The 23,006-nt window shown below is 71.7% G+C and carries 16 protein-coding genes; 11 read left to right on the forward strand and 5 right to left on the reverse strand.

The annotated features are described in order from the left end of the window. Window position 1 precedes the first annotated feature (1 nt). On the reverse strand, window positions 2-784 hold the full coding sequence (locus CP984_RS02220) for an anti-sigma factor antagonist (RefSeq protein ID WP_003985572.1): 783 nt from the start codon (window positions 782-784) through the stop codon (window positions 2-4). Window positions 785-915: 131 nt separating this feature from the next. Here CP984_RS02220 and CP984_RS02225 point away from each other — a divergent pair, with 131 nt between their 5' ends. Next, window positions 916-1,287, forward strand: coding sequence for a helix-turn-helix transcriptional regulator (locus tag CP984_RS02225; protein WP_003985573.1), 372 nt, complete (start codon window positions 916-918; stop codon window positions 1,285-1,287). 148 nt (window positions 1,288-1,435) lie between these two features. Then, the gene (locus CP984_RS02230) at window positions 1,436-1,756 is read left to right on the forward strand and encodes a hypothetical protein (RefSeq protein WP_129820932.1); all 321 of its coding nucleotides are present in this window, start codon (window positions 1,436-1,438) and stop codon (window positions 1,754-1,756) included. Between the two features lie 110 nt (window positions 1,757-1,866). On the opposite strand, the gene CP984_RS02235 is transcribed toward CP984_RS02230, so the two are convergent. The 3 genes from CP984_RS02235 to CP984_RS02245 form a co-directional block, all read right to left on the reverse strand. Then, complete coding sequence (locus CP984_RS02235) at window positions 1,867-2,157, reverse strand: hypothetical protein (protein WP_129820933.1); 291 nt, start codon at window positions 2,155-2,157, stop codon at window positions 1,867-1,869. 475 nt (window positions 2,158-2,632) lie between these two features. Continuing rightward, window positions 2,633-5,644, reverse strand: coding sequence for an FAD-binding and (Fe-S)-binding domain-containing protein (locus CP984_RS02240; protein ID WP_226048776.1), 3,012 nt, complete (start codon window positions 5,642-5,644; stop codon window positions 2,633-2,635). Window positions 5,645-5,897: 253 nt separating this feature from the next. Further along, on the reverse strand, window positions 5,898-7,652 hold the full coding sequence (locus CP984_RS02245) for a glycoside hydrolase family 15 protein (protein ID WP_003985578.1): 1,755 nt from the start codon (window positions 7,650-7,652) through the stop codon (window positions 5,898-5,900). Window positions 7,653-7,920: 268 nt separating this feature from the next. Here CP984_RS02245 and CP984_RS02250 point away from each other — a divergent pair, with 268 nt between their 5' ends. From CP984_RS02250 to CP984_RS02260, 3 genes are all read left to right on the forward strand, one after another. Beyond that, complete coding sequence (locus tag CP984_RS02250; RefSeq protein ID WP_003985579.1) at window positions 7,921-8,949, forward strand: daunorubicin resistance protein DrrA family ABC transporter ATP-binding protein; 1,029 nt, start codon at window positions 7,921-7,923, stop codon at window positions 8,947-8,949. Continuing rightward, entirely contained in the window at window positions 8,946-9,764 is an 819-nt protein-coding gene (locus CP984_RS02255) for an ABC transporter permease (protein WP_003985580.1), read from the forward strand. Before CP984_RS02250 ends, CP984_RS02255 begins: the two co-directional genes overlap by 4 nt. Before the next feature lie 548 nt (window positions 9,765-10,312). Next, window positions 10,313-11,932 (forward strand): fibronectin type III domain-containing protein, encoded by a 1,620-nt coding sequence (locus CP984_RS02260; RefSeq protein ID WP_003985581.1) that lies wholly within the window; start codon window positions 10,313-10,315, stop codon window positions 11,930-11,932. 459 nt (window positions 11,933-12,391) lie between these two features. Here CP984_RS02260 and CP984_RS02265 read toward each other — a convergent pair whose 3' ends face one another. Then, the gene (locus tag CP984_RS02265; protein ID WP_003985582.1) at window positions 12,392-13,153 is read right to left on the reverse strand and encodes a MerR family transcriptional regulator; all 762 of its coding nucleotides are present in this window, start codon (window positions 13,151-13,153) and stop codon (window positions 12,392-12,394) included. Between the two features lie 413 nt (window positions 13,154-13,566). Here CP984_RS02265 and CP984_RS02270 point away from each other — a divergent pair, with 413 nt between their 5' ends. The 6 genes from CP984_RS02270 to aceA all read left to right on the forward strand — a co-directional run bounded on the left by CP984_RS02270 (window position 13,567) and on the right by aceA (window position 22,918). Continuing rightward, complete coding sequence (locus CP984_RS02270; RefSeq protein ID WP_226048592.1) at window positions 13,567-17,256, forward strand: nitrate reductase subunit alpha; 3,690 nt, start codon at window positions 13,567-13,569, stop codon at window positions 17,254-17,256. A 1-nt stretch (window position 17,257) separates the two neighbouring features. Further along, window positions 17,258-18,898, forward strand: coding sequence for a nitrate reductase subunit beta (gene narH / locus CP984_RS02275; protein WP_078605237.1), 1,641 nt, complete (start codon window positions 17,258-17,260; stop codon window positions 18,896-18,898). Beyond that, window positions 18,895-19,521 carry a nitrate reductase molybdenum cofactor assembly chaperone gene (gene narJ, locus CP984_RS02280; RefSeq protein WP_003981000.1) on the forward strand — a complete coding sequence of 209 codons (627 nt, stop codon included), beginning with the start codon at window positions 18,895-18,897 and terminating at the stop codon, window positions 19,519-19,521. Before narH ends, narJ begins: the two co-directional genes overlap by 4 nt. After that, window positions 19,518-20,324: a respiratory nitrate reductase subunit gamma gene (gene narI / locus CP984_RS02285; RefSeq protein ID WP_003981001.1), complete on the forward strand. Its 807-nt coding sequence runs from the start codon at window positions 19,518-19,520 to the stop codon at window positions 20,322-20,324. Before narJ ends, narI begins: the two co-directional genes overlap by 4 nt. Then, a complete protein-coding gene (locus CP984_RS02290; protein WP_030181490.1) occupies window positions 20,234-21,256 on the forward strand; it encodes a tellurite resistance/C4-dicarboxylate transporter family protein in 1,023 nt (340 codons plus the stop codon). The genes narI and CP984_RS02290 overlap by 91 nt, the downstream gene beginning before the upstream one ends. A gap of 378 nt (window positions 21,257-21,634) precedes the next feature. Then, a complete protein-coding gene (gene aceA, locus CP984_RS02295; RefSeq protein ID WP_003981003.1) occupies window positions 21,635-22,918 on the forward strand; it encodes an isocitrate lyase in 1,284 nt (427 codons plus the stop codon). The last annotated feature ends 88 nt before the right edge of the window (window positions 22,919-23,006 follow it).

Below are 23,006 nucleotides of genomic sequence, written 5' to 3' on the forward strand. Positions count from 1 at the left end.
GCTATCTGCCGGTGGCCGCGCGTGAGGACGTCTCCCTGGCCTTGGCCACCGCGGCCGCCAACTGCTCCTGTACCGCCTCCGGCAGCGCGCCCCCTTGCACACTGTCCACCAGTTCCCGGGCCAGGAAGTGCAGCTTGGTGTTGGTGTTCTGGGAAGCGGTGACCAGCACGGCCCAGGCCGCGTCGGGGCTCAGGGTGAAGGTGGCCATCAGTATTCCGCGGGCCAGGTCGATGACCGGGCGGGTCTGCATGGCGCGGCGCAACTGGGCGACTTCCTTGGGCAACTCCTGGTGGGAGTCCTGTTGGGAGTCCTCGTGCGCGTCCTGTCGGGAATCCTGGTGCGGGACCGCGCCGTCGGTGGAAGGCGGCGCGGACTGCCCGTACGGCTCTGGAGAGATGAACAGTTTCCGGACTCCGGTCAGGTCCAGCAGCCGTTCGACCGCGCGACTGCTGGAGCGGAGGACCACGGTCTTGCCCTGTGCGACGGCCCGCACGCGCAGACGCAGCAGCATGTTCAGGCCGGAGCAGTCGAAGAACGGGACGGCGTCAAGGTGGAGGTCGAGGCCCTGGGCCGACCGGCTCAGGGCCTCGCGCAGGCCGTGTTCGACCTTCTCGCAGGCGTGCAGGTCCAGTTCGCCTTGTACGGCCACCCCGGTCCGGCCGCTGCCCGAGAAGGCGTCGAGCCGCGACAGGCGGGGCGGGTACGGGGCCGGCGGGCCGTTGCTCCCGTCGGTCCCGGTGGCGACCTCGGGGGGAGGAGTCGCCCAGGGCGCAGCTTCCGGCATGACCTTCCCTTCCCGTCATCGGCTGAGCCGTTTCCCTCCAGGCTTGCCGATCGAGGGACACACGTCAACCAATACACGAAAAGCTGTACGTGTATCGGGACACATGAACACCGGGTCGCTAGAATGACGGCATGGATGGACTGTCCGAGACGCAGAACGGGGTGCCCGAGCCGCACACGGGGTGGACGTTCGTGACCAACCACGCCCGGGTACTGGCGGCCATCGCGGACAACCACAACGCCCGAATCCGCGACATCGCCGCACGCTGCAGGCTGACCGAACGCGCCGTTCAGAAGATCATTTCCGACCTGGAGCGCGACGGGTACCTGTCACACACCCGCGAGGGCCGCAGCAACACCTACGAGATCGACCCCGGCAAGGTGCTGCGCCACCCCGCCGAAGCCGGACTGACCGTCGCCTCGCTGCTCTCCCTGCTCGTCCAGGACGAGGAACACCGCACCACGCACCCCGACGGCGAGCGGCAGCGTCAGCACACGGGCTGAGCGCATGGTCCGCGCCGGCGCCGCAGGACGCTTCACGGCATCTCTTGGTTGTACGGAAATCGGCTGATTGCCCGGGGCGTCCGGTGCCTCTTTGATGAGCGGGTCCCGTGTGCGCGGGCGGACGTGTCCTGCTTCCCGAAGGGTGACCATGAGACGGCTCTTACGCGCGGGGCGTACGTCCCGCGGGACGCGGGTGGCCGCTGCCGCGGTCCTGACCTCGGCCTGTGCCGCCGTGTTGCTGCCAGGCACGGCGGCACAGGCCCGTCCCGTAGTGGACACGGCGGGCGCGGCCAGTTCCGCACGTACGGAGCGGGTGAGCACCACCTCGGACGGCGCCCAGGCCGACGGTCTGTCCGACGGGGCATCGATCAGCGCGGACGGGCGGTATGTCGCCTTCTGGTCGGCCGCGCCCAATCTGGGCGCCGACGGCTACCGCGCCCTGCTGGTCAAGGACTTGATGTCCGGGTAGGTCACGCGAGTGCCCGGCGCCAGGACGTACGGCGGCAGCTATACGGCGATCAGTGACGACGGCCGGTACGTCGGCTACGGGTCGGGCAGCCGCTACGCCTCGGCCTACGTCTACGACCGCGTCACCGGCCGGATCACCCAGGCCAACGGCTCCGAGCTGAGCAGCGTCGACTCGCTGAGCGCCGACGGCCGCTTTGCCGCCGTCACGGTCGGCAGCCGCAACCCGAGCCGGCCCGCCCGGCTGTTCGTCCGCGACCTGACGGACGGCACCGACGAGCAGATCGACCCGCTGCAGACCCCGACGGGCCGGCCGACCGTCAGCACGGGCCTGCTCAGCGGTGACGGGCGGCTGCTGGCCTTCGCCACCGGCCCGCGCAGCGGCGCGTACGACATCTTCGTCAAGGACCGGGCCGACGGAACCGTGCGGCAGGTGGACGTACCGCTGGACGGGGTGCAGGACGACCGGCGGAGCCGGCTGGCGGGGATGAGCCGGGACGGCCGTTACGTGCTCTTCGACTCCGCGTCCGGCAACCTGGTCCCCGGGACCACCGAGCCGGGCCTGCACGCCTACCTCCGCGACCTGCGGACCGGCACCACCGTACGGCTCGCGCCGGCCGGCGTCTCGGCGGTGGCGGTCAGCGGCGACGGGCAGAAGGTGCTGCTGTCCGAGGAGGACCGGCTCACACTGCTGGACGTGCGTACCGGCGTACGTACCGCGGTCGGCCCGGCCGCACGGGCCATCCCGGGGTCGGTCACCCGGGACGGCGAGGCAGTGGCCTTCACGTCGGAAGCCGCCGACCTCGTGCCGGGTGACACCAACGCGGCCGCCGACGTGTTCGTACACCGCCCTGGGCGACCACCCGGGAGCGGCCGTTCCTCAGGTGCGGCGCCGGGCGAGAGCCACCGCCCCGCAGCCGAGCGCCGCTGCCGCGGTCACGGCCGCCGCGGTGATCATCCGGGCGTCGCGGGCGCGCACACCGGGCCGGGGAACCTTGCGTTCGGGATGGTGGGCGGGCGCGGCGCCGTCCAGGCCGAGGGCGAGCACCTCGGCCAGGTGCAGGGCCCGCCGTCCGGTGCCGGACTGCTCGATCTGGGTGCGGCAGCTGAAGCCGTCGGAGATGACCAGGGCGCTGGGGGCGGTGTCGCGCACGGCGGGCAGCACGCCCTGTTCGGCGACGGCCATGGACACGTCGTAGTGGTCCTTCTCGAAGCCGAAGTTGCCGGCCAGGCCGCAGCAGCCCTCGTCCAGCACGTCGGCGTCGATGCCGGCGCGGCGCATCAGCTCCCGGTCGGGGTCGGTCTTCATGACGGCGTGCTGGTGGCAGTGCGTCTGTACGGTGGCGGCGCGCGCGAGTTGGGGCGGCTGCCAGTCGGGGGCGCGGCGCACCAGCAGTTCCGCGAGGGTGTGGAACTGGTCGGCCAGGCGCTGGACGTCGGTGTCGTGCGGCAGCAGTTCGGGGGCGTCGGCGCGGAAGACGGCGGTGCACGATGGTTCCAGGCCGACGACCGGCGTACCGGCTTCGAGCCACGGCCGCAGGATGCGGGTGGTGCGGTGCAGGGTGCGTTTGGCGGTGTCGAGTTGGCCGGTGGAGATCCAGGTCAGCCCGCAGCACACGACTTCGGTGGGCACCGTCACCCGGAAACCGGCGTCCTCCAGGACGCGGACGGCCGACCGGGCGACGTTCGGGTGGAAGTACGTGCTGAAGGTGTCCGGCCACAGGACGACGGTGCGGGGGTCGGCGGGGTCGGGCTCGGGCCGGTCCTGTGCGCGCCACCACTGGAGGAAGGACTGCTCGGCGAAGACGGGTGCGTCGCGCCGTGTGGCGACACCCGCCAGGCGCTTGCCGAGGTTGCCGATCACCGGTGCGTGCAGGGCCGCGTTGACCAGCCGGGGCGCGGCGCGGGAGGCCAGGGCCCACAGCGGCAGCCAGCCCAGCGCGTAGTGCGCGGCCGGGCGCAGCCGCCCCTTGTAGTGGTGGGCGAGGAACTCGGCCTTGTAGGTGGCCATGTCCACGCCGGTTGGGCAGTCGGATTTGCAGCCCTTGCAGGCGAGGCACAGGTCGAGGGCGTCCTTGACCTCGGTGCTGCGCCAGCCGTCGGTCACCGCGGAGTCCGCGTGGCCGCCGAGCATTTCGAACAGCAGCCGGGCGCGGCCGCGGGTGGAGTGCTCCTCCTCGCCGGTGGCGCGGTAGGAGGGGCACATCACGCCGCCGCGGTGGCTGCGGCAGTTGCCGATGCCGACGCAGCGCAGGACGGCGCGGGTGAAGTCGTGGTCGTCCTCCGGGTAGCCGAAGTGGGTCTCGTCGTACGCGGGGCGCCAGTGCGAGCCCAGGCGGAGGTTCTCGTCGACGCGGTAGGGGCTGGTCACCTTGCCGGGGTTCATCCGGTGGTCCGGGTCGAAGAGGGCCTTCAGCTCGCCGAAGGCCCGTACCAGCCGGTCGCCGAACATGACCGGCAGCAGTTCGGCGCGCGACTGGCCGTCGCCGTGCTCGCCGGAGAGGGAGCCCCCGTAGGAGGTGACGAGTTCGGCGGCCCGGAAGAGGAAGTCCCGGAAGTCGCGGACGCCGTCGGCGGAGGTCAGGCCGAAGGGGATACGGGTGTGGACGCAGCCCTGGCCGAAGTGGCCGTAGAGGGTGGCGTGTTCGTAGCCGTACTCGCGCAGGAGGGAGGTGAGGTCGCGCAGGTAGTCGCCCAGCCGCTCGGGCGGTGCGGCGGAGTCCTCCCAGCCCTCCCAGGTGTCGCGTCCGTCCGGCGGGCGGGCGGTGACGCCGAGCCCCGCCTCGCGGGCCCGGAGCATCCGCTGCTCGCGCCGCGGGTCGTCGGAGAAGGCCACGCTGTCGTCGTCCTCGCCGCGTCCCATGGCTTCCAGCAGGCCGTGCGCCTGCCGGTCGACCTGCTCGCGGGAGTCCCCGGCGAACTGGATCAGCAGCCAGCTCTCCCCGGCCGACAGGTTGTCGAGGGATTCGGTGTGGGCGTTCTCCTCGCGCATGAGCTGGGCCATCCGGCCGTCCAGGGCTTCGAGCTGGCTGGGCTCGCAGTGCTTCAGGGCCTTCGGTACGTCGTCGGCGGCGGAGGCGATGTCCGGGTAGCCGAGCACGAGCAGCGCCTCGTACTCGGGAACCGGCACCAGTTCCAGTTCGGCGTGCAGCACGGTCACGAGGGTGCCTTCGCTGCCGACGAGGGCGCGGGCGACGTCGAAGCCGTTCTCCGGCAGGAGCGAGTCGAGGTTGTATCCGGAGACGCGGCGCGGGATGCGCGGGTAGCCGCGGCGGATCTCGGCGAGGTTGCGGTCGGCCAGGTCGCGCAGTCCCCGGTAGATCTCGGCGCGGCGCCCGCCTTCGGCGACGATCCGCTCGTACTCCTCGTCCGAGGTGGGGCCGGCCCAGAAGCGGGCGCCGTCGTAGGTGAGGACCTCCAGCCGCCGCACGTTGTCGACCGTCTTGCCGTACGCCTGCGCCGACGCGCCGCAGGAGTTGTTGCCGATCATGCCGCCCAGCGCGCAGTGGCTGTGCGTCGAGGGCCTCGGGCCGAACTGCAAGCCGTACTCGCCCAGTTGACGGTTCAACTCGTCCAGGACGATGCCGGGTTCGACGACGCAGGTACGTGCTTGCGGGTCGACCGAGACCAAGCCGTGGCAGTACTTGGTCCAGTCGATCACCACGGCGGCGTTGGTGCACTGCCCGGCCAGGCTCGTACCGCCGCCGCGGGAGAGCACCGGCACACCGTGTTCGGCGCAGACCGCGACGGCCGTGGCGGCCGCGTCCACGGTGCGCGGCACGACCACGCCGATGGGCACCTGGCGGTAGTTCGACCCGTCGGTCGTGTACGCGCCGCGGCTGCCGGCGTCGAAACGGACCTCGCCGTCCACGCGCCGGCGCAGCGCGTCCACCAGCCCGGCCGGGGCCGCGCCGCCGTCCTGGTCCTTCGCTCCTCCCGGCGCGAGCGTGCGGCGGCCTGCGTCCGGTCCCTTGTCCACGAGGCGTCCTCCTGCTTCCTGACGTACGACGGCGGTTCCCCGCCGGATTCCGCTTCCCACCGGGTACCGCGCCACGCGAGCTCTACCCTCTTTGCCGTATCTGTTCCGTTCGCCCGGCAGCCGTTACGCCGTCCGGTGGACGGGCGCGCGCGGGCCGGGGCCGAGGTCAGGCAGGTTCCGGCCCGTTCAGGCGGGCGCCCGCTTCGAGGAGCAGGGCGTGCACGAACGCCTGGGGCAGGTTGCCGCGCAGCTGGCGCTGCTCCACGTCGTACTCCTCGGCGAACAGCCCCGGCGTACCGCAGGCGCTGCGGGTCCGCTCGAACCAGCGGAAGGCGCCGACCCGGTCGCCCCCGGCCTGCGCGGCCAGCGCCATCATGAACCCGCAGAGCAGGAACGCGCCCTCGGCCTCGCCCAGCGGCCGGTCGTCGTGGCGGAACCGGTAGAGGTACCCGTCGTGGGCGAGCCGCTCCTCGATGAAACGCCGGGTGCGGTACGTACTGGGGTCGTCCGGGCGCAGGCAGCCGCGGGCCAGCGGCAGCAGCAGGGCGCCCTCGGCGCCCGCGTCGTCCTCCGCGCGCAGCCATACGCCGTCGGACCGCAGGCAGCGCCGCCGTGTCTCCGCCTCGACGGCGTCGGCCAGCGCGCTCCTGCTCCGCGCCGCCGGGCCCGGAACACTGTCGGCCAGGGCGCGCAGCCCCGCCACGATGCTCAGCCGCGAATGCGTCCACCAGCGCTTCTCCAGCTCCCAGATCCCGGCGTCCGCCTGCCGCCAGTGCTGCTCGACGCACCGCACCGCTACCTCCGCCGCCCGCTGCCCGTCCCGGTCCAGCCGGTCGTGCCGGGCCGCCGCGGCGAACAGTTGCAGCGCTTCTCCGTACGTGTCGAGCTGGAACTGCCGGCCCGCGCGGTTGCCGACGAAGTCGCTGCCACCCGGATAGCCGACCAGGGGCAGCGGGCGTTCCTCGGCGACGGGGGCGCCGTCCACGGTGTAGGCGGGGCGGAGCCGGTCGCCGTCCTCCAGCAGACGTGCGCTCACGAACCGTACGGCCTGGTCCAGCAGCGGGTACGGGCCGTGGGCGGCCACCGCGAGCCCGGCGTAACACTGGTCGCGGATCCAGGTGTAGCGGTAGTCGTAGTTGCGTCCGGCCTCGGCGCGCTCGGGCAGGGAGGTGGTGGCGGCCGCGACCATGCCGCCGGAGCTGCTGGTCAGGCCGTGCAGTACGGCGTAGGCGTGGCGGGCGTCGCGGGGCGCGGCGGTGTCGAGGCAGCGGGGCACGGCCTCGTGCCATGCCGTTTCCGTCTCCCGCCACAGCCGCCGTGGATCCGGCGCGGTGCCCGGTGGCCGCCGGCCGATGTACAGGACGAGGTCGCGCTCCTGCCCCTCCGGGACGGTGAAGGCGGCCTGCCGGCCACCGCCGGGCCTGCGTTTGAGGGCCACCCCGCTGAACCGAAGATGCAGGCCGCCGCCCTCAGCGGTGTGGCCGTCCGGCGTGTCGCGTCCCTCCGCCATCACTCCGGCACCGAACTCCGGCCGCGGGTCGAGCACGAGGTGGACGCGGGCGTCGCCCCGTACGGCACGCACCCGGCGCAGCAGCACCAGACCGTCGCGGGCGGCGGGCAGGGCCAGGGCCTCCCGGCTCTCGATGACCGCCTCGTCGGTGACCCAGCGGCTGACGTGGATGAGCGTGCCGTCCTCGTAGTGGCCGCCGCGCACCCGCCAGACGTTCTGCGGCCGTACGGTGTAGTGCCCCGGCCCGCCGATCAGCGCGGAGAAGACCGCGTCGTCGTGCCAGCGCGGCGCGCACAGCCACACCAGCTCGCCCTGCGGGCCGACGACCGCGCCCCGTTCGCCGTCGCCGAGGAACGCGTAGTCGCGCAGGACGGCGGGGGCGGGCACGGCCGCGGAGAGCAGGTCTTCCATCTGCGTCTTTCGTCTGGTGCGCACGGCCGGGGCCGCACCGCGGCCCTCGTCCGCTCCGTAGGCGTTCGGACGCCACACCAGTACCCCGTCGCACGCGCGGCATGACCACCGGCCGCCCGAACGCCTCGCTTGCAGCTGTTCGAACGCCCTGCTAGCTTCTGCCGCGACATCTCACCGTAGGGTTCCGCCCTCGCCGATCAGCCTCCTCGTGTCCGGTGACACCAGGAAGGTGGGAGTCACACCGGATTTCTGACAAAGGTGTGCGGCGATGGTTGCGCTTCGGCACGCGGAAACGGCTCTGGAAGCCGTCGATCTGCTCAAGACCTACTCGGCAGGCAGGAACAAACCCCCGGTCAGGGCGTTGCGGGGGCTGAGCTTCCATGCGGCGCCGGGGACCGTGTTCGGGCTCCTCGGCCCGAACGGGGCAGGCAAATCGACCACGGTGAAGATTCTCTCCACCCTGGCGGCCGCCGATTCCGGTTCGGCACGCGTCGCCGGGATCGACGTGGCGGCGGAGCCGGACCGGGTGCGCCGGGCGATCGGGGTCGTGGCCCAGCGGCCCGGCACCGACCCGATGGCGACTGCGGCCGAGAACCTGCTGCTCGCGGGCCGCATCCACGGCATGTCCCGCCGCGACGCCACGGCGCGCGCCGGTGAACTCGTCGGCCGGTTCGGGCTGACGGACGCCGCGCACCGGCCTGTTCGTACGTACTCCGGGGGCATGGCGCGCAAGCTGGACGTGGCCCTCGGGCTGGTGCACCGCCCGCAGGTGCTCTTCCTGGACGAGCCGACGACGGGGCTGGACCCGCAGGCCCGGAGCGAGATGTGGCACGAGATCGCCACGCTGGCCGCCGACGAGCGGATGACGGTACTGCTCACCACCCACTACCTGGACGAGGCCGACCGGCTCGCCGACCGCATCGCGATCGTCGACCACGGCACCGTCGTCGCCTCGGGCACACCCGATGAGCTGAAGAGCGACCTGCGCGGCGACGCGGTGCTGGTCGAGCTCGCCGAGGCGGACCCCAGGGCGCGGGCGGTGCTGGAACGGGTGCCGGTGCTGCGCGACGTCACCATGGACGGGGCTACGGTACGGGGCCGCACCGACGACGGCGCCAGGGCGCTGCCGGCCGTACTGGCCGCACTCGAAGAAGCGGGATTCGCCGTCACCTCCGCCACGCTCGCCCGCCCCTCGCTCGACGACGTCTATCTCCGGCACGCCGGGCGCGGCTTCGACGCCGCCGGCGGGGGCGCGGAAGGCCCGGCGGCGGTACGGACCCTGGAGGCGGCGAAGTGACCACCTCGTACGCGACCTCTGCCGCCGCACGTCCGCTCACGTTTCTCACCCACACCGCACTGCTCACCGGCCGTCTGCAGCGCACGCTGTGGCGGATGCCCGCCTTCCTGGTCATCGGGCTCGTCCAGCCGGTGATCTGGCTGCTGTTGTTCGGGCAACTCTTCCGCGCGGTCGCGGACCTGCCCGGTTTCGCGTCCGGCAGCGGCGGGTTCCTGGAGTTCCTCACACCGGGCGTGGTGATGATGACCGCGCTGTTCGCCAGCGCCTGGGCGGGGACGACATACCTCCAGGACATCGACCGCGGGGTGCTGGACCGGCTGCTCACCTCGCCCGTCGGCCGCGGCGCCATGGTGTGCGCCACCCTCGTCCACCAGGCGGTCCAGACCGTCGTCCAGAGCCTGGTCATCGTGGGCATCGCGCTGCTCGCCGGTGCCCGCTTCCCCGGCGGCGTCGTCGGCATGGGCGTCACCGTCCTCGCCGCGGTCCTGCTGACGCTGGTCTTCTCGGCCCTGTCCGACGCCGTCGCGCTGCTGACCCGGCAGCAGGCCACGCTGACCGCGATCTCCCAGTTCACCACGCTGCCGCTGATGTTCCTCAGCTCGGCCGTCATGGATCTCGGGCTCGCGCCGGGCTGGGTCCGGGACGCCGCCGCGTACAACCCCGTGGAGTGGGCGGTCGCCGCGGCCCGGCAGGCGATGCTCGGCGGGGCCGGCCGGAGCGCTGTCCAGGGACGTCTGGCCCTGCTCGCGGCGGCGGTTCTGGTGATGGGATTCCTGGCGACACGGGCGTTCCGGGCCTACCGGAAGTCCGCGTAAGGGAGGCTGCTCAGCCTCGCCGTGCGGGGGCCGGACCGCCGACTCCGGTCCCCGCAGACCGCCTTGGGTGGGGAGCAGCCAAGGGGCCTCTCCTCGCGGTAGTTGAATTCCCTTGTTTCCCCTCCCCCGGCTGCTCTGCCCTTATCGGCACAGACCCTCCCAGCAATTGGCGGGCTCATTCGGGCGCACTCAATCGCATCACTCTCCGCCCCCTCACCTCGGAGCCGTTGCGACCCGGTGGTGCCGTCGAATTCCGGAGCCGGTACAGGCCGCGTACGGGCCTGCGCCGAAGGCGGAGCGTCATCGGCGGCAGCGCGCCATGCCGCCTTCCCCCCAGGCCGGATGGGGCCCGCCGGGTGGCCGGACACCCTCCGTGTCCGCCCCGGCGGCCCGGCGGCGGCGTAATTCCACCGCCCTCGCGGATTCTTCCGGCCGGTCCGTCACTGGCCTGATTCCGTGATTGACGCCGGAATTCGCGGTGCCTAGGTTCCCTGTCGCAACGGGGGGAGAAACACACCGGAACCGGACGCCGAAAAGAAGGGGTGGACATGCCAAAGCAGTACGTCACACCGGAATGGGAATCCCCTGGCGAGTGGTACGGCACCATGAAGGCCACGGTCTGGAATTTCGAAAGCGAACCACTCGTCAACGCCGAGATCTCCTTCCGCGTGCAGTCGGACCAGAACGTCACCAACGTCTACGGACTCGTCTGGCAGCGGCAGGGCAACGTCATCACCGGACGCCTGGTGCCCGAGCGGCAGACCGTACCGCCGCACCGCGGCACCCAGGAGTTCCGGCTCGGCTTCTCCCGGTCGATGCCGGGCCCCGGCCCGCTGCCGACCGATTTCAAGATCAACGGCCAGCCTGCGGATGTGCCGGACGACCGGACCCCGCCGGGCACACCGGGCAACGTACACACGGACACGCTCGGCCCGACGCAGGTCACGCTGTCCTGGAACCCGTCCACCGACAACGTCGGCGTGATGGGTTATGAGGTGGCGTACGGCGGCCCGCAGCCCCTGCGGGTCAAGGACGAGACCGCGGTGATCTCCGGGCTGACCCCGACGACCAAGTACACGGTCCGGGTCACGGCCGTGGACCTCGCGGGCAACCGCTCCGAGCCGTCGCAGCCGCTGGAGTTCACCACGACCGACAAGCTCCCCGACGGCGGCCCCTGGGACATGCCGCGCGCGCCGTACGTCGACTACATGGCCTGGCCGAACCCGAGCCTGCCGCAGTACGCCCAGGAATCCGGCGTGGACGGCTTCATGCTGGGCTTCATCGTCGCCAACAACAACAAGAAGCTGGCGTGGGCCGGGCAGGACGGTCCCGACTGGGAGGTCGACCAGAGCTCGTACGGCAAGAAGGACATCGAGCAGCTGGCCGCGACCGGCGGCAGGGTTGCCTTCTCCTGCGGCGGCGCCTCCGGCCGGCCGCTGGAGGCCGTCGAGACCAGCGTCACCAGGATCGTCGAGCAGTACGAGGCGTTCCTCCGCAACTACGGGGTGGCGCGCATCGACTTCGACTTCGAGGGCGACTTCCTGGCCGACGAGGCGGCGCACCTGCGGCACACCGCGGCGATCTCCCAGATCCTCGTCAAGCACCCCGGCCTCAAGGTCTCGTACACCCTCCCCGCCGACGCGCAGCCCGGTGAGGGCTCGGCGGGCTTCAGCCCGGTCGGCGTGAAGTTCCTGGCGAAGGTCGCCGCCGCCGGTATCGAACCCGGCCTGGTCAACGGCATGCTCATGGAGTTCGGGCAGAGCGCGCCGCCGGACATGTACGAGTGCTGCGTCATCGGACTGAAGGCCATGCACGGCCAGATCGGTTCGCTGTGGTCCGCCTGGGACGCCGGGAAGGTCTGGCACCGTACGGGCGCCACCCCGATGTTCGGCTGCAACATCAACAAGCGGGTCTTCACCCTCGACAACCAGCGCAGCCTGGTCGAATTCGCCCACGAGCACCAGCTCGGCGCGCTCTCCGGCTGGGACGCCACCCGCGACCACAACCAGGGCAACCCCGACGTCCAGCCGCCGTGCACCGTCGGCTGCGACGCGTGCGACACGTACCGCTGTACCTGCGTGGACCAGCGGCCGTTCGACTTCAGCAAGCTCATCGCCCTCTACAAGAACGGCGCAGCGCCGACCATCGGGACACAGACCCGGGTGTGACACGCCCTCGTCCACCGGCGAACGGCCGCACCCGGTGCGGTCGTTCGTCCGTGTCTGATACCGAGGCGCGCGCCGGTTCCCCCTTTTGCGCCGCGGCGCAAGCTCCTTACGGCCAGGGCCTGGTCCCGGCACCGCTCCCGTAAGCGACGCCGGAACCCTGCTCCCTCTCCCCCAGCTCCCAAGCCCTTGGCCGCGGACTCCGCGGGGCCCCTCCCGCCCAGGGCCACGCACCGGCCACCGCCCACAGCGCCTCCCCGGCCCCCGCGCACAAACGCCGAAGCCCATCGGGCCATAGGGAGCACCTACTGCGAGTCGTGCGGCCACCTCGGTTACGACGTCGAGAACTACGCCATCGCCGCGTCGCCCAGCTGGTACCGGGGCCGCTGCCCCGTCTGCGGGCACGAGAAGGAGTTCTCCTTCACGATGTAGCCCCGGTGGAGCCCGGCCCCGGCGTCCCCCTCAGCCCAGACGCGCCTCCGCATAAGCCTCGATCGCGTCCCGCTGGTACGCGGCCAGGCCCGGTGCGATCGACTCGTACGCGGCGCGCCAGTGCTCGTTCTCCACGCAGGCGCGTCCGATCGCGCGGTACTCCTCGGCGCTGACCTTCCGTATGCGGGTCAGCGCACGGTGCTGCCGGTCGATCTCGGCCTGCACCGGGTCGGCCCCGGCCGGCTCCCCGGCGGCCAGCAGCTCGGCCAGCCGGACCATCTGCGCCGTACGCTCGCGCTGGTCGGCCTCGATCTCGGCCTCGCCCAGGCCCGCGTTGTGCCGCTCGATGGCGGCGGCCAGTTCGGGGAAGCCGCGCAGGCTCTTCAGGTACTGCGGCGGCCGGATGCCCTCGAACAGGTTCTCCGGCCGGTTGATGCTGACCATGGCGGTGCCGTCCTTCCTGGATCGTTCCAGTTCGCCGATCGTGCGGGACACGGTCGCGGCCAGGGCGTCCAGCCGGTCGCGTTCGGCGAGCAGCCGACGGTGGTGGCCGCGCAGCGCCTCCAGTTCGTCGACCTGCGCCGCCAGTACCCGGCCGATCTCCGCCAGCCCCAGGCCCAGTTCCCGCAGGACGAGGATCTGCTGCAACCGCAGCAACTGCCGCTCCTCGTAGTAGCGGTGCCCGTTCGCGCCGGTCCCGGCGGGCGGCAGCAGGCCGGTGTGGTCGTAGTGGCGCAGCGTCCGTGCCGTCACACCGGACATCCGCGCCACCTCCGCGATCGGCCAGGCCATCGCCGCCCCCTTCACGAAACGCTCGGCAGGGCCGGTTTTCCGGCCCTGGTCAGGACGGTAGAGGCTGCCGCTGCGGCAACTTCAAGGACAAAGCCCCGGCCGCGCGGGCCGACCGGTCCCGGAAACCCCCTACTTGGCCTGTCGCGGGAAACATATATCCCGCGTTGTTCGTGTCTCAAAACAAACACGCATTCGCTCTTTGCATATGTGCCCGGCATGTAGAGCAAAGCACATGGAAGCTTGTGTATAACTCTGTCCAATTGTGCTCGGCGATGTGGTTCCAGGAGCGGTTTCGGGGTCAAACTTGGGCCGGAAATGCGCCCTGCCCACTGAGCGGACACAGGGTGTCGCTGTGCGGAGAGAAGGGACGTCGGGCCGTGGCGCATCGCGGATCACGCAGGACAACGGAACGTGTGGCCGGTGCGGCGGCGGAGCGGCTGTTGCGGCTGGGCCAACAGTTACAGGGGACCACGACGACCGCGGACCGGCGGGCGGTCTTCCGTGCGGATCAGGGAGTCAATGACGCGCCGTACCGTGAGCGGTGGGCGCACGACAAGGTGGTGCGCTCGACCCACGGTGTGAATTGCACGGGCTCGTGTTCCTGGCAGGTGTTCGTCAAAGACGGGCTCATCACCTGGGAAACACAACAGACGGATTACCCGTCGGTGGGCCCCGACCGCCCGGAGTACGAGCCGAGGGGCTGTCCGCGCGGAGCGTCCTTTTCCTGGTACACGTACTCGCCGACGCGGGTGCGTTATCCGTATGCGCGCGGCGTGCTGGTGGAAATGTTCCGGGAAGCGCGGGCCCGGCTCGGCGACCCGGTGGCGGCCTGGGCCGAGATCACCGGGGACGCGGCCAAACGCCGCCGGTATCAGCAGGCCCGCGGCAAAGGCGGCCTGGTACGGATCGGCTGGGACGAGGCTTTGGAGATCGCGGCCGCCGCCCATGTGCACACCCTCCAGCATTACGGGCCGGACCGGATCGCCGGCTTCTCCCCCATCCCCGCGATGTCCATGGCCTCGCACGCGGTCGGCGCCCGCTTCATGTCGCTGCTCGGCGCGCCCATGCTGTCCTTCTACGACTGGTACGCGGATCTGCCGATCGCCTCCCCGCAGGTCTTCGGCGACCAGACCGACGTCCCGGAATCCGGTGACTGGTGGGACGCGGCCTACCTGATGCTGTGGGGCTCGAACGTGCCGGTCACCCGCACCCCGGACGCGCACTGGATGGCCGAGGCCCGCTACCGCGGCCAGAAAGTCGTGGTGGTCTCCCCCGACTACGCCGACGCCACCAAATTCGCCGACGAATGGCTGCATCCCCACCCCGGCACCGACGGCGCCCTGGCCATGGCCATGGGCCACGTCATCCTGCGCGAATGCTTCGTCCAACGCCAGGTCCCGTACTTCACCGACTACGTCAAAACCTTCACCGACCTGCCCTTCCTCGTCGAACTGGAGCCGCGCGGCGCGTCCTTCGTGCCGGGGAAGTTCGTCACGGCGGCCGGCCTGGGCCTGTCCGAGGAGGACGACGGCGGGGAGAACGGGCAGTGGAAGCCGGTGGTTTTCGACGCGGGGCGGGGTGCTCCCGTGGCTCCGCCCGGCACGCTGGGGGAACGCTGGAGCGAGGGCGGCGCGGGCCGCTGGCATCTCGACCTGGGCGACGTGGACCCGCTGCTCACCTTCCACGAGGCGCAGGGCGCGGCCAGTGTGGAGGTCCTTCTTCCGCGCTTCGACCAGGGCGCGGAAGGTGAGGCCGGCACCGTGCGCCGGGCGGTGCCGGTGCGCGAACTGGGCGGCCGCCGGGTGACGACCGTCTTCGACCTGCTGCTGGCCCGGTACGGCGTGCACCGTCAGGGTCTGTCGGGGCAGTGGCCCCAGGGGTACGACGACGCAGCGCTGCCGTGCACCCCGGCCTGGCAGGAGACGCTGACCTCGGTTCCGGCGGGCGCCGTCGTACGGGCGGCGCGGGAGTTCGCGCACACCGCCGAGAAGACGCGCGGGCGCTGCATGATCGTGATGGGCGCCGGTACCAACCACTGGTTCCACTCGGACACCATCTACCGGTCGTTCCTGACGCTCCTGCTGCTGACCGGCTGCCAGGGCGTCAACGGCGGCGGCTGGGCGCATTACGTCGGCCAGGAGAAGGTACGCCCGTACGCCGGGTGGCAGCAGTTGCAGAGCGCGGCGGACTGGGTACGGCCGTCGCGGCAGATGGCCGGGACACCGTTCTGGTACCTGCACACCGACCAGTGGCGGTATGAGACCTACCGGGCCGATGCGCTGGCCTCGGTGACGGGCCGGGGTCTGTTCGCGGGTCGGCACACCGCTGATCTGGTGGCGCAGTCCGCCCGTCTGGGCTGGATGCCTTCCGCCCCCACGTTCAGCGACAACCCCCTGACGTTGGGGGACCGGGTCCGCGCCGCCGGGCGCGAACCGGGGCAGTGGGTGGCCGACCAGCTTCAGCACGGGCAGCTGGGGTTCGCCTGTGAGGACCCGGACGATCCGGCGAACTGGCCCCGGGTGCTGACCGTGTGGCGGGCGAATCTGATCGGTTCTTCCGCCAAGGGCAACGAGTACTTCCTGCGACACCTGCTGGGCGCCGCCGACAACGCGAGTGCCGAAGAGGCGCCTCCAGAGTCCCGCCCGCGCGATGTCACCTGGCACGAGGAGGCGCCGCGCGGAAAGCTCGACCTACTGCTGGCGCTGGACTTCCGTATGACCTCCACGACCCTGATGGCGGATCTGGTTCTGCCCGCAGCCACCTGGTACGAGAAGCACGACCTGTCCAGCACGGACATGCACCCGTACGTACACGCCTTCTCGCCCGCGATCATCCCGCCCTGGCAGGCCCGTACCGACTTCGAGATCTTCCACGGCCTGGCGTCGAAGCTCAGCGAACTGGCCCGTGGGCGCCTGGACACCCGGTACGACCTGGTGGCCACCCCGCTGACGCACGACACCCCCGGCGAGACGGCGCAGCCCGGCGGAACGGTGCCCGACTGGCGGGAGGCGGGTCGGCCTCGGCCAGGACACAACCTGCCGGCGTTCGCGCTCGTCGAGCGGGATTACACGGCCGTGGCCGCGAAGCTGGCCGGCCTGGGGCCGCTGGCCGAGGAGTCGGGCATGACCGTCAAGGGCGTGACCGTGTACCCGCGGGCGGAGGCCCGGTGGCTGGCGGACCGGTGCGGGACGGCCGCCGGGGGCGCGGCGAGCGGGCGGCCGCTGCTGGATACGGACGTGAAGTTCTGCGAGGCGATCCTCGCCCTGTCCGGCACCACCAACGGGCGGCTGGCCGCCGAGGGTTTCGCGCGCCTCGCCGAACGCTGCGGCCCCGGCAGCGGACTGACGGCGCTCGGCGAGTCGGTCGCCGAACGGCGCGTGGTCTTCTCCGACACCCAGGCCCGCCCGGTGCAGGTAGGGGCCAGTTTCGAGTGGTCGGGCAAGGAGGGTCCGGAGCGCCGGTACGCGCCGTTCACGATCAACACCGAGCACCGCAAGCCCTGGCACACCCTCACCGGCCGCCAGCACTTCTACCTCGACCACGACTGGATGGCCGAACTCGGCGAGCAGCTTCCCGTCTACCGCCCGCCGCTGGACCTCGCCTCCCTGGGCGAACACCCCCCGACGGCAGGAGTGGAGGGCGCGCGCTCGGTGACGGTCCGCTATGTCACCCCGCATTCGAAGTGGTCCATCCACTCCGAGTACCAGGAGAACCTGCTCATGCAGACACTGGCCCGCGGCGGCCCGGTCATCTGGCTCAGCGTCCAGGACGCGGCCCGTATCGAGGTGGCCGACAACGACTGGATCGAGGCGGTCAACCCCAACGGCGTGGTCGTCGCACGGGCCATCGTCTCGCACCGCATGCCGCCCGGCACCGTGTTCATGTACCACGTACAGGAACGCCTGGTGAACGTGCCCAAATCCCAGGCCACCGGCCGGCGCGGCGGAGTGCACAACGCCCTCACCAAACTCCTGATCAAGCCCACCCACCTCATCGGCGGCTACGGCCAGCTGTCCTTCGCCCCCAACTACTACGGCCCCACCGGCAACCAGCGCGACGCCGTCACCACCATCCGACGCCGCTCGCAGAACGTGGAGTACTGACATGCCTCGCGGCACACCCCCCACCCGCCGCGTCATGGCCCAGGTGGCCATGGTCATGAACCTCGACAAGTGCATCGGCTGCCACACCTGCTCGGTCACCTGCAAACAGACCTGGACCCACCGTTCCGGCACCGAATACGTCTGGTTCAACAACGTCGAGACCCGGCCCGGCCAGGGCTACCCCCGCGCCTACGAGGACCAGGAGCACTGGAAGGGCGGCTGGCGGCTCAAGGGCGACCGCCTCGTACCCCGCAGCGGCGGCCGGGCCCGTCGACTGGCCCGTCTCTTCGCCAACCCCGAACTGCCCGCCCTGAGCGACTACTACGAGCCCTGGACGTACGACTACGCGAACCTCACCACCGCACCGCTCGGCGACGACCTGCCCACCGCACCGCCCCGCTCCCTCATCGACGGCCGCCCCACCGACATCACCTGGGGCCCCAACTGGGACGACGACCTCGGCGGCGGCCCCGACCACCTCGCCGACGACCCCGTCCTGAAGAAAATGAACGACCAGGTGCGCCTCGAATACGAGCAGGCTTTCCTGTTCTACCTGCCCCGCATCTGCGAGCACTGCCTCAACCCGTCCTGCGTCGCCGTCTGCCCCTCCGGCGCCCTCTACAAGCGCATCGAGGACGGCATCGTCCTCGTCGACCAGGACCGCTGCCGCGGCTGGCGCATGTGCGTCACCGGCTGCCCCTACAAAAAGGTCTACTTCAACCACCAGACCGGCAAAGCCGAAAAATGCACCCTCTGCTACCCGCGCATCGAAGCAGGCCAGCCCACCGTGTGCTCCGAAACGTGCGTAGGGCGATTGCGCTACCTCGGCGTCATCCTCTACGACCCCGACAAAGTCGGCGAAGCCGCCGCCACACCCGACGAAAAGGACCTCTACGAGGCCCAGCTCTCCTGCTTCCTCGACCCCGACGACCCCACCGTCGCACGCGCCGCCGAGGAATCCGGCATCCCCCACGACTGGATCACCGCCGCCCGCCGCTCCCCCGTCCGCGCGCTCATCACGGACTACCGCGTGGCGCTGCCGCTGCATCCGGAATACCGCACCATGCCGATGGTCTGGTACGTGCCGCCGCTGTCGCCGGTGGTCGAGTCGCTGACCGCGACCGGGCACGACGGCGAGGACCCGGCCAAGCTGTTCGCCGCCATCGACGCGCTGCGCATCCCGCTGGACTACCTCGCCCATCTCTTCACCGCGGGCGATCCGGCGCCCGTCGAAGCCGCCCTGTGCCGGCTGGCCGCGATGCGCGCCCACATGCGGCGCATCAACCTCGGTGATCCTCGTGATCCGGCGATCGCCCGGAGCGTCGGCCTGGACGAGCGTGGCATCGAGGACATGTACCGGCTGCTGGCCCTGGCCAAGTACGAGGACCGTTATGTGATCCCGACCAGCTACACAGGAACGGTTCCCCCGGACTCGGTGGACGGCGGATGCAGTCTGGACGGGGACGGCGGCCCGGGCATGTACGACGCGGGCCTGCCGGGCATGGACTCCTTCCACGCCCCGCCGGTTCCCGAAACCGTCGCGGCGGGCGACGGGCTGCGCGGTCGTGTCAACCTGCTGAACTGGGACGGCAGGGGGCTTCCCCGCGGCCTGTTCCCCCGCCGCCGGGAGAGCGAGCGGTGACCGCCGTCCGTCCCGCCGTCCATCAGGCGGCTTCCCTGCTGCTGGTCTACCCCGACGACGACTGGCCCGTACGGCTGGCCGCCGTCACCGAGGCGATGCGCGCGCTGCCGGGCGAGTCACCGGCCGCGCTAGCGCGCTTCTGCGCCTACGCCCGGACCGTACCGCCACTCGACCTGGCGGCCCGTTACGTCCTCACCTTCGACCGCAGCCGACGCCGCACCCTGCACCTGACGTACTACACCGACGGTGACACCCGCCGCCGCGGCGCGGCCCTCGCCCGGCTCAAGGCCCTCTACCGCGCCCACGGCTGGCAGCCGAGCGGCGGTGAGCTGCCCGACTTCCTGCCCGCCGTACTGGAATTCAGCGCGCGCTGTCCTGAGCCGGGGCTCTCTCTGCTGCGCGAGCACCGGCCCGCACTCGACCTGCTCGGCCGCGCTCTGGAAACGTACGGGAGCTCCTACGCCGACGTGCTGCGCGCCGTGCGCGACACCCTGCCGGCCCCCGCGGCCGCCGATCGCGCCGCCGTCCTCGGCCTGGCCCGCACCGGGCCGCCCACCGAGAACGTGGGCCTCGATCCCTTTCCCGCCTCAGGATCGCCGCATACGGAAGGAGCCCGCAGGTGACCCACGCGCACATCGCCCTGTGGGGAGTGCTGCCCTACCTCGTGCTGGCCACCCTGGTCGCCGGCACCGCCTGGCGCTACCGCTACGACCGCTTCGGCTTCACCACCCGCTCCAGCCAGCTGCACGAGTCCCGTCTGCTGCGCATCGGCGGGCCGCTCTTCCACTACGCCCTGTTCCTGGTCATCGGCGGTCATGTCATGGGGCTGCTCGTTCCCGAGGCGCTGACCGAGCGGCTGCGCGTCAGTGAGCACCTGTACCACCTGACGGCCCTGACCATCGGCGGCCTGGCGGGCCTGGCCGCCGTCGCGGGCCTGGCCCTCCTCCTCCACCGCCGCCTGCGCGTGCCCGCCGTCCGCGCCGCGACCAGCCGCAGCGACCGCCTGGTGTATCCCCTGCTGGCCGTCGTCCTGCTCGCCGGGCTGCTGGCCACCGCCTCCACGGTCACCAACCCGTACGACTACCGGCTGGGCGTCTCGGTCTGGTTCCGGAGCCTCTTCGCCCTCGAACCCGATGTCGGCGCCATGGCCCGGGCGCCCTTCGTCCACCAACTGCACGCCCTGCTGGGCATGGCGCTGTTCGCCCTGTGGCCGTTCAGCCGTCTGGTGCACGCGTTCACCGTGCCCCTCGGGTACCTCTTCCGCCCATACGTCGTCTACCGCTCCCGTGGCCGCGGCCCATACCGGCGCGCGGGAGCCAGGCAGCTGGAGTACCCATGGGCCACGAGGCCGCCGGGCAGGACACCCGCCGGACGCGGGCACGGGAAGCCGTCGCGCGACTCCCGCCAGGATGTTTCGCGTCCGTAATGGCCGCGGGCATCGTCTCCCGGGCGGCACGGCACCATCGGTGCGCAGGGGTGGCCCGCGTGCTGCTGGGTGTAGGCGTGATCCTCTACGCCGGTCTCGTCGTCGCGACCGGGTGGCGGATCGCCGCGTACCGCGGCCGGGTGGCGCGGGACGCGGCCGATCCGGCCCGCGCCTTCGGGTTCTTCACGTTCGTGGCGGCCTCCGACGTGCTGGCCGCCGATCTGGCGGCGGGGCGCTGGCACCCGTTCGCCGTGGCCCTGCTGACCGGCGGCGCCCTGTGCTGCGCTGCGCTGGTCCCGCGCATGCTGGTCACCGTGGCCCGGTCCCGGTCGGTGCGGCCGGACGGCAGCTGGTTCCTGCTCGTGGTCGGGCCGCAGTCGGTCGTCGTGGCCGGCACGGCGCTACGGGCCGGGCCCACGACGGCCGTGGCGGAGGTCTGCTGCTGGGCGGCGGGCGTCCTGGCGTACGTCTCGATCACCACGCTGGTGTGGACGCGCCTGCGCCGCCACGGTGTCGCCCCGGCGGACCTGTCCCCGGTGTACTGGATCGCCATGGGCGCGGGCGCCATCAGCGTCCTGGCCGGAGCCGACGTACTGCTCTCCACGCCGTGGGACGGGCCGGTCCGGGCGGTGATCGTCGTGGTGCTGACGGCGGTGGCCGGGTGGGCGACGGCGCTGATCCCGGTGCTCCTGGCCGCCGGCGCGTGGCGGCACGTCCGGCATCGCGTACCGCTGCGCTACGAACCGTCCTGGTGGTCGGCGGTCTTCCCGATCGGCATGTACGCCGTGGCCACGCACCAGGCGGGCCGGGCGACGGGGGCAGGTCTGTGGGAGGGCGCGGGGCACGCGGTGGCGTGGGCGGCGCTGGGCGCGTGGACGTTGGTCGGCGCGGCCGTACTCGTGGAACGGTCGCACCGTCGGGTGGCCGAATGACGGCGGGCGGGCCCGGCAACCGCTGAAGGCCGGCCGGAGCCGCCCTCAGCCATCGCACCCTGACCTTCGCAACCTTGGCAAAACGCGGCGGGAAGATTCGCAAAGGTTGGCATGCGTACACCCTTGTTGGCACTCAGTGCCAGTGCCAGGGTGGTGTCCACGCGGCCCGCCGGGCCCGGCGGCAGCCGCCCGGGGCCGGGGCACGATTCCCGCTCTGACGTCGGAGATCCCGGCCAGGACGGCAGCCCGCACCGGCAGCATTGCTCACCTTGCCGCATGGCACAGCAGCGGGCCGCACCCCAGTTGAGACACGCAGTGCCATTCCGTGGCGGTGCGACACACGGGTTGGCAGACGAAACAGCACGCAAGGAGACGGTCATGGCAGAAGCGAGCACGCAGGCGGCCGCGGAACTGGCGCGGCGGTGGGCGTCCGACCCGCGCTGGCGGGGTGTCGAGCGTACCTTCGGCGCGCAGGACGTGGTCCGGCTGTCGGGCAGCGTCCGTGAGGAGCACACCCTGGCCCGGCGCGGCGCGGAACGGCTGTGGCGTCAGCTGCACGAGCAGGACTACATCCACGCGCTGGGCGCGCTGACGGGCGGTCAGGCCGTGCAGCAGGTCAAGGCCGGGCTGCAGGCCGTCTACCTGTCCGGCTGGCAGGTCGCCGCCGACGCCAACCAGGCCGGTCACACCTACCCCGACCAGAGCCTGTACCCGGCCAACTCCGTGCCGCAGGTGGTGCGCCGTATCAACAACGCGCTGCTGCGCGCCGACCAGATCGCCACCGCGGAAGGGGACGGGGAGGCCCTGGACTGGCTGGTGCCGATCGTCGCGGACGCCGAGGCCGGCTTCGGCGGCCCGCTCAACGCCTTCGAGCTGACCAAGGCGATGATCGCGGCGGGTGCCGCCGGTATCCACTACGAGGACCAGCTCGCCTCCGAGAAGAAGTGCGGCCACCTCGGTGGCAAGGTCCTCGTACCCACCTCCCAGCACATCCGCACCCTGAACGCGGCCCGCCTCGCCGCCGACATCGCCGATGTGCCGACCGTGCTCGTCGCGCGCACCGACGCCCTGGCCGCCACGCTGCTGACCAGCGACGTGGACGAGACCGACGCCCGCTTCTGCACCGGCGAGCGCACCGCCGAGGGCTTCTACCGGGTCGAGAACGGCATGGCCCCGGTGATCGCCCGCGGTCTGGCGTACGCCCCGTACGCGGACCTGCTGTGGATGGAGACCGGCACCCCCGACCTGGCCCAGGCCCGGGAATTCGCCGAGGCGATCCACGCCGAGTACCCCGACCAGCTGCTGGCCTACAACTGCTCGCCGTCCTTCAACTGGAAGGCGGCGCTGGACGACGACCAGATCGCCAAGTTCCAGCGGGAGCTGGGCGCGATGGGCTACCGCTTCCAGTTCATCACCCTGGCCGGCTTCCACTCCCTCAACCACGGCATGTTCGACCTCGCCCGCGGTTACGCCGAGCACGGCATGACCGCCTATGTCGACCTCCAGGAGCGCGAGTTCGCCGCCCAGAAGCAGGGCTTCACCGCCGTCAAGCACCAGCGCGAGGTCGGCACCGGCTACTTCGACCTGGTCGCCAGTGCCGTCAACCCCGCTTCCTCCACCACCGCGCTGACCGGCTCCACGGAGGAGGAGCAGTTCCACTAGGCGCTCCTCGCGGCCGCCCCCGGCCAGGCCGCACAGCGGCCCGAGCATCCGCGCGGCCCACCCCTCCGCCCGAGCGGAGGGCCGGGCG

Origin of the sequence: Streptomyces rimosus (assembly GCF_008704655.1) — a bacterium.
GTDB lineage: Bacteria > Actinomycetota > Actinomycetes > Streptomycetales > Streptomycetaceae > Streptomyces > Streptomyces rimosus.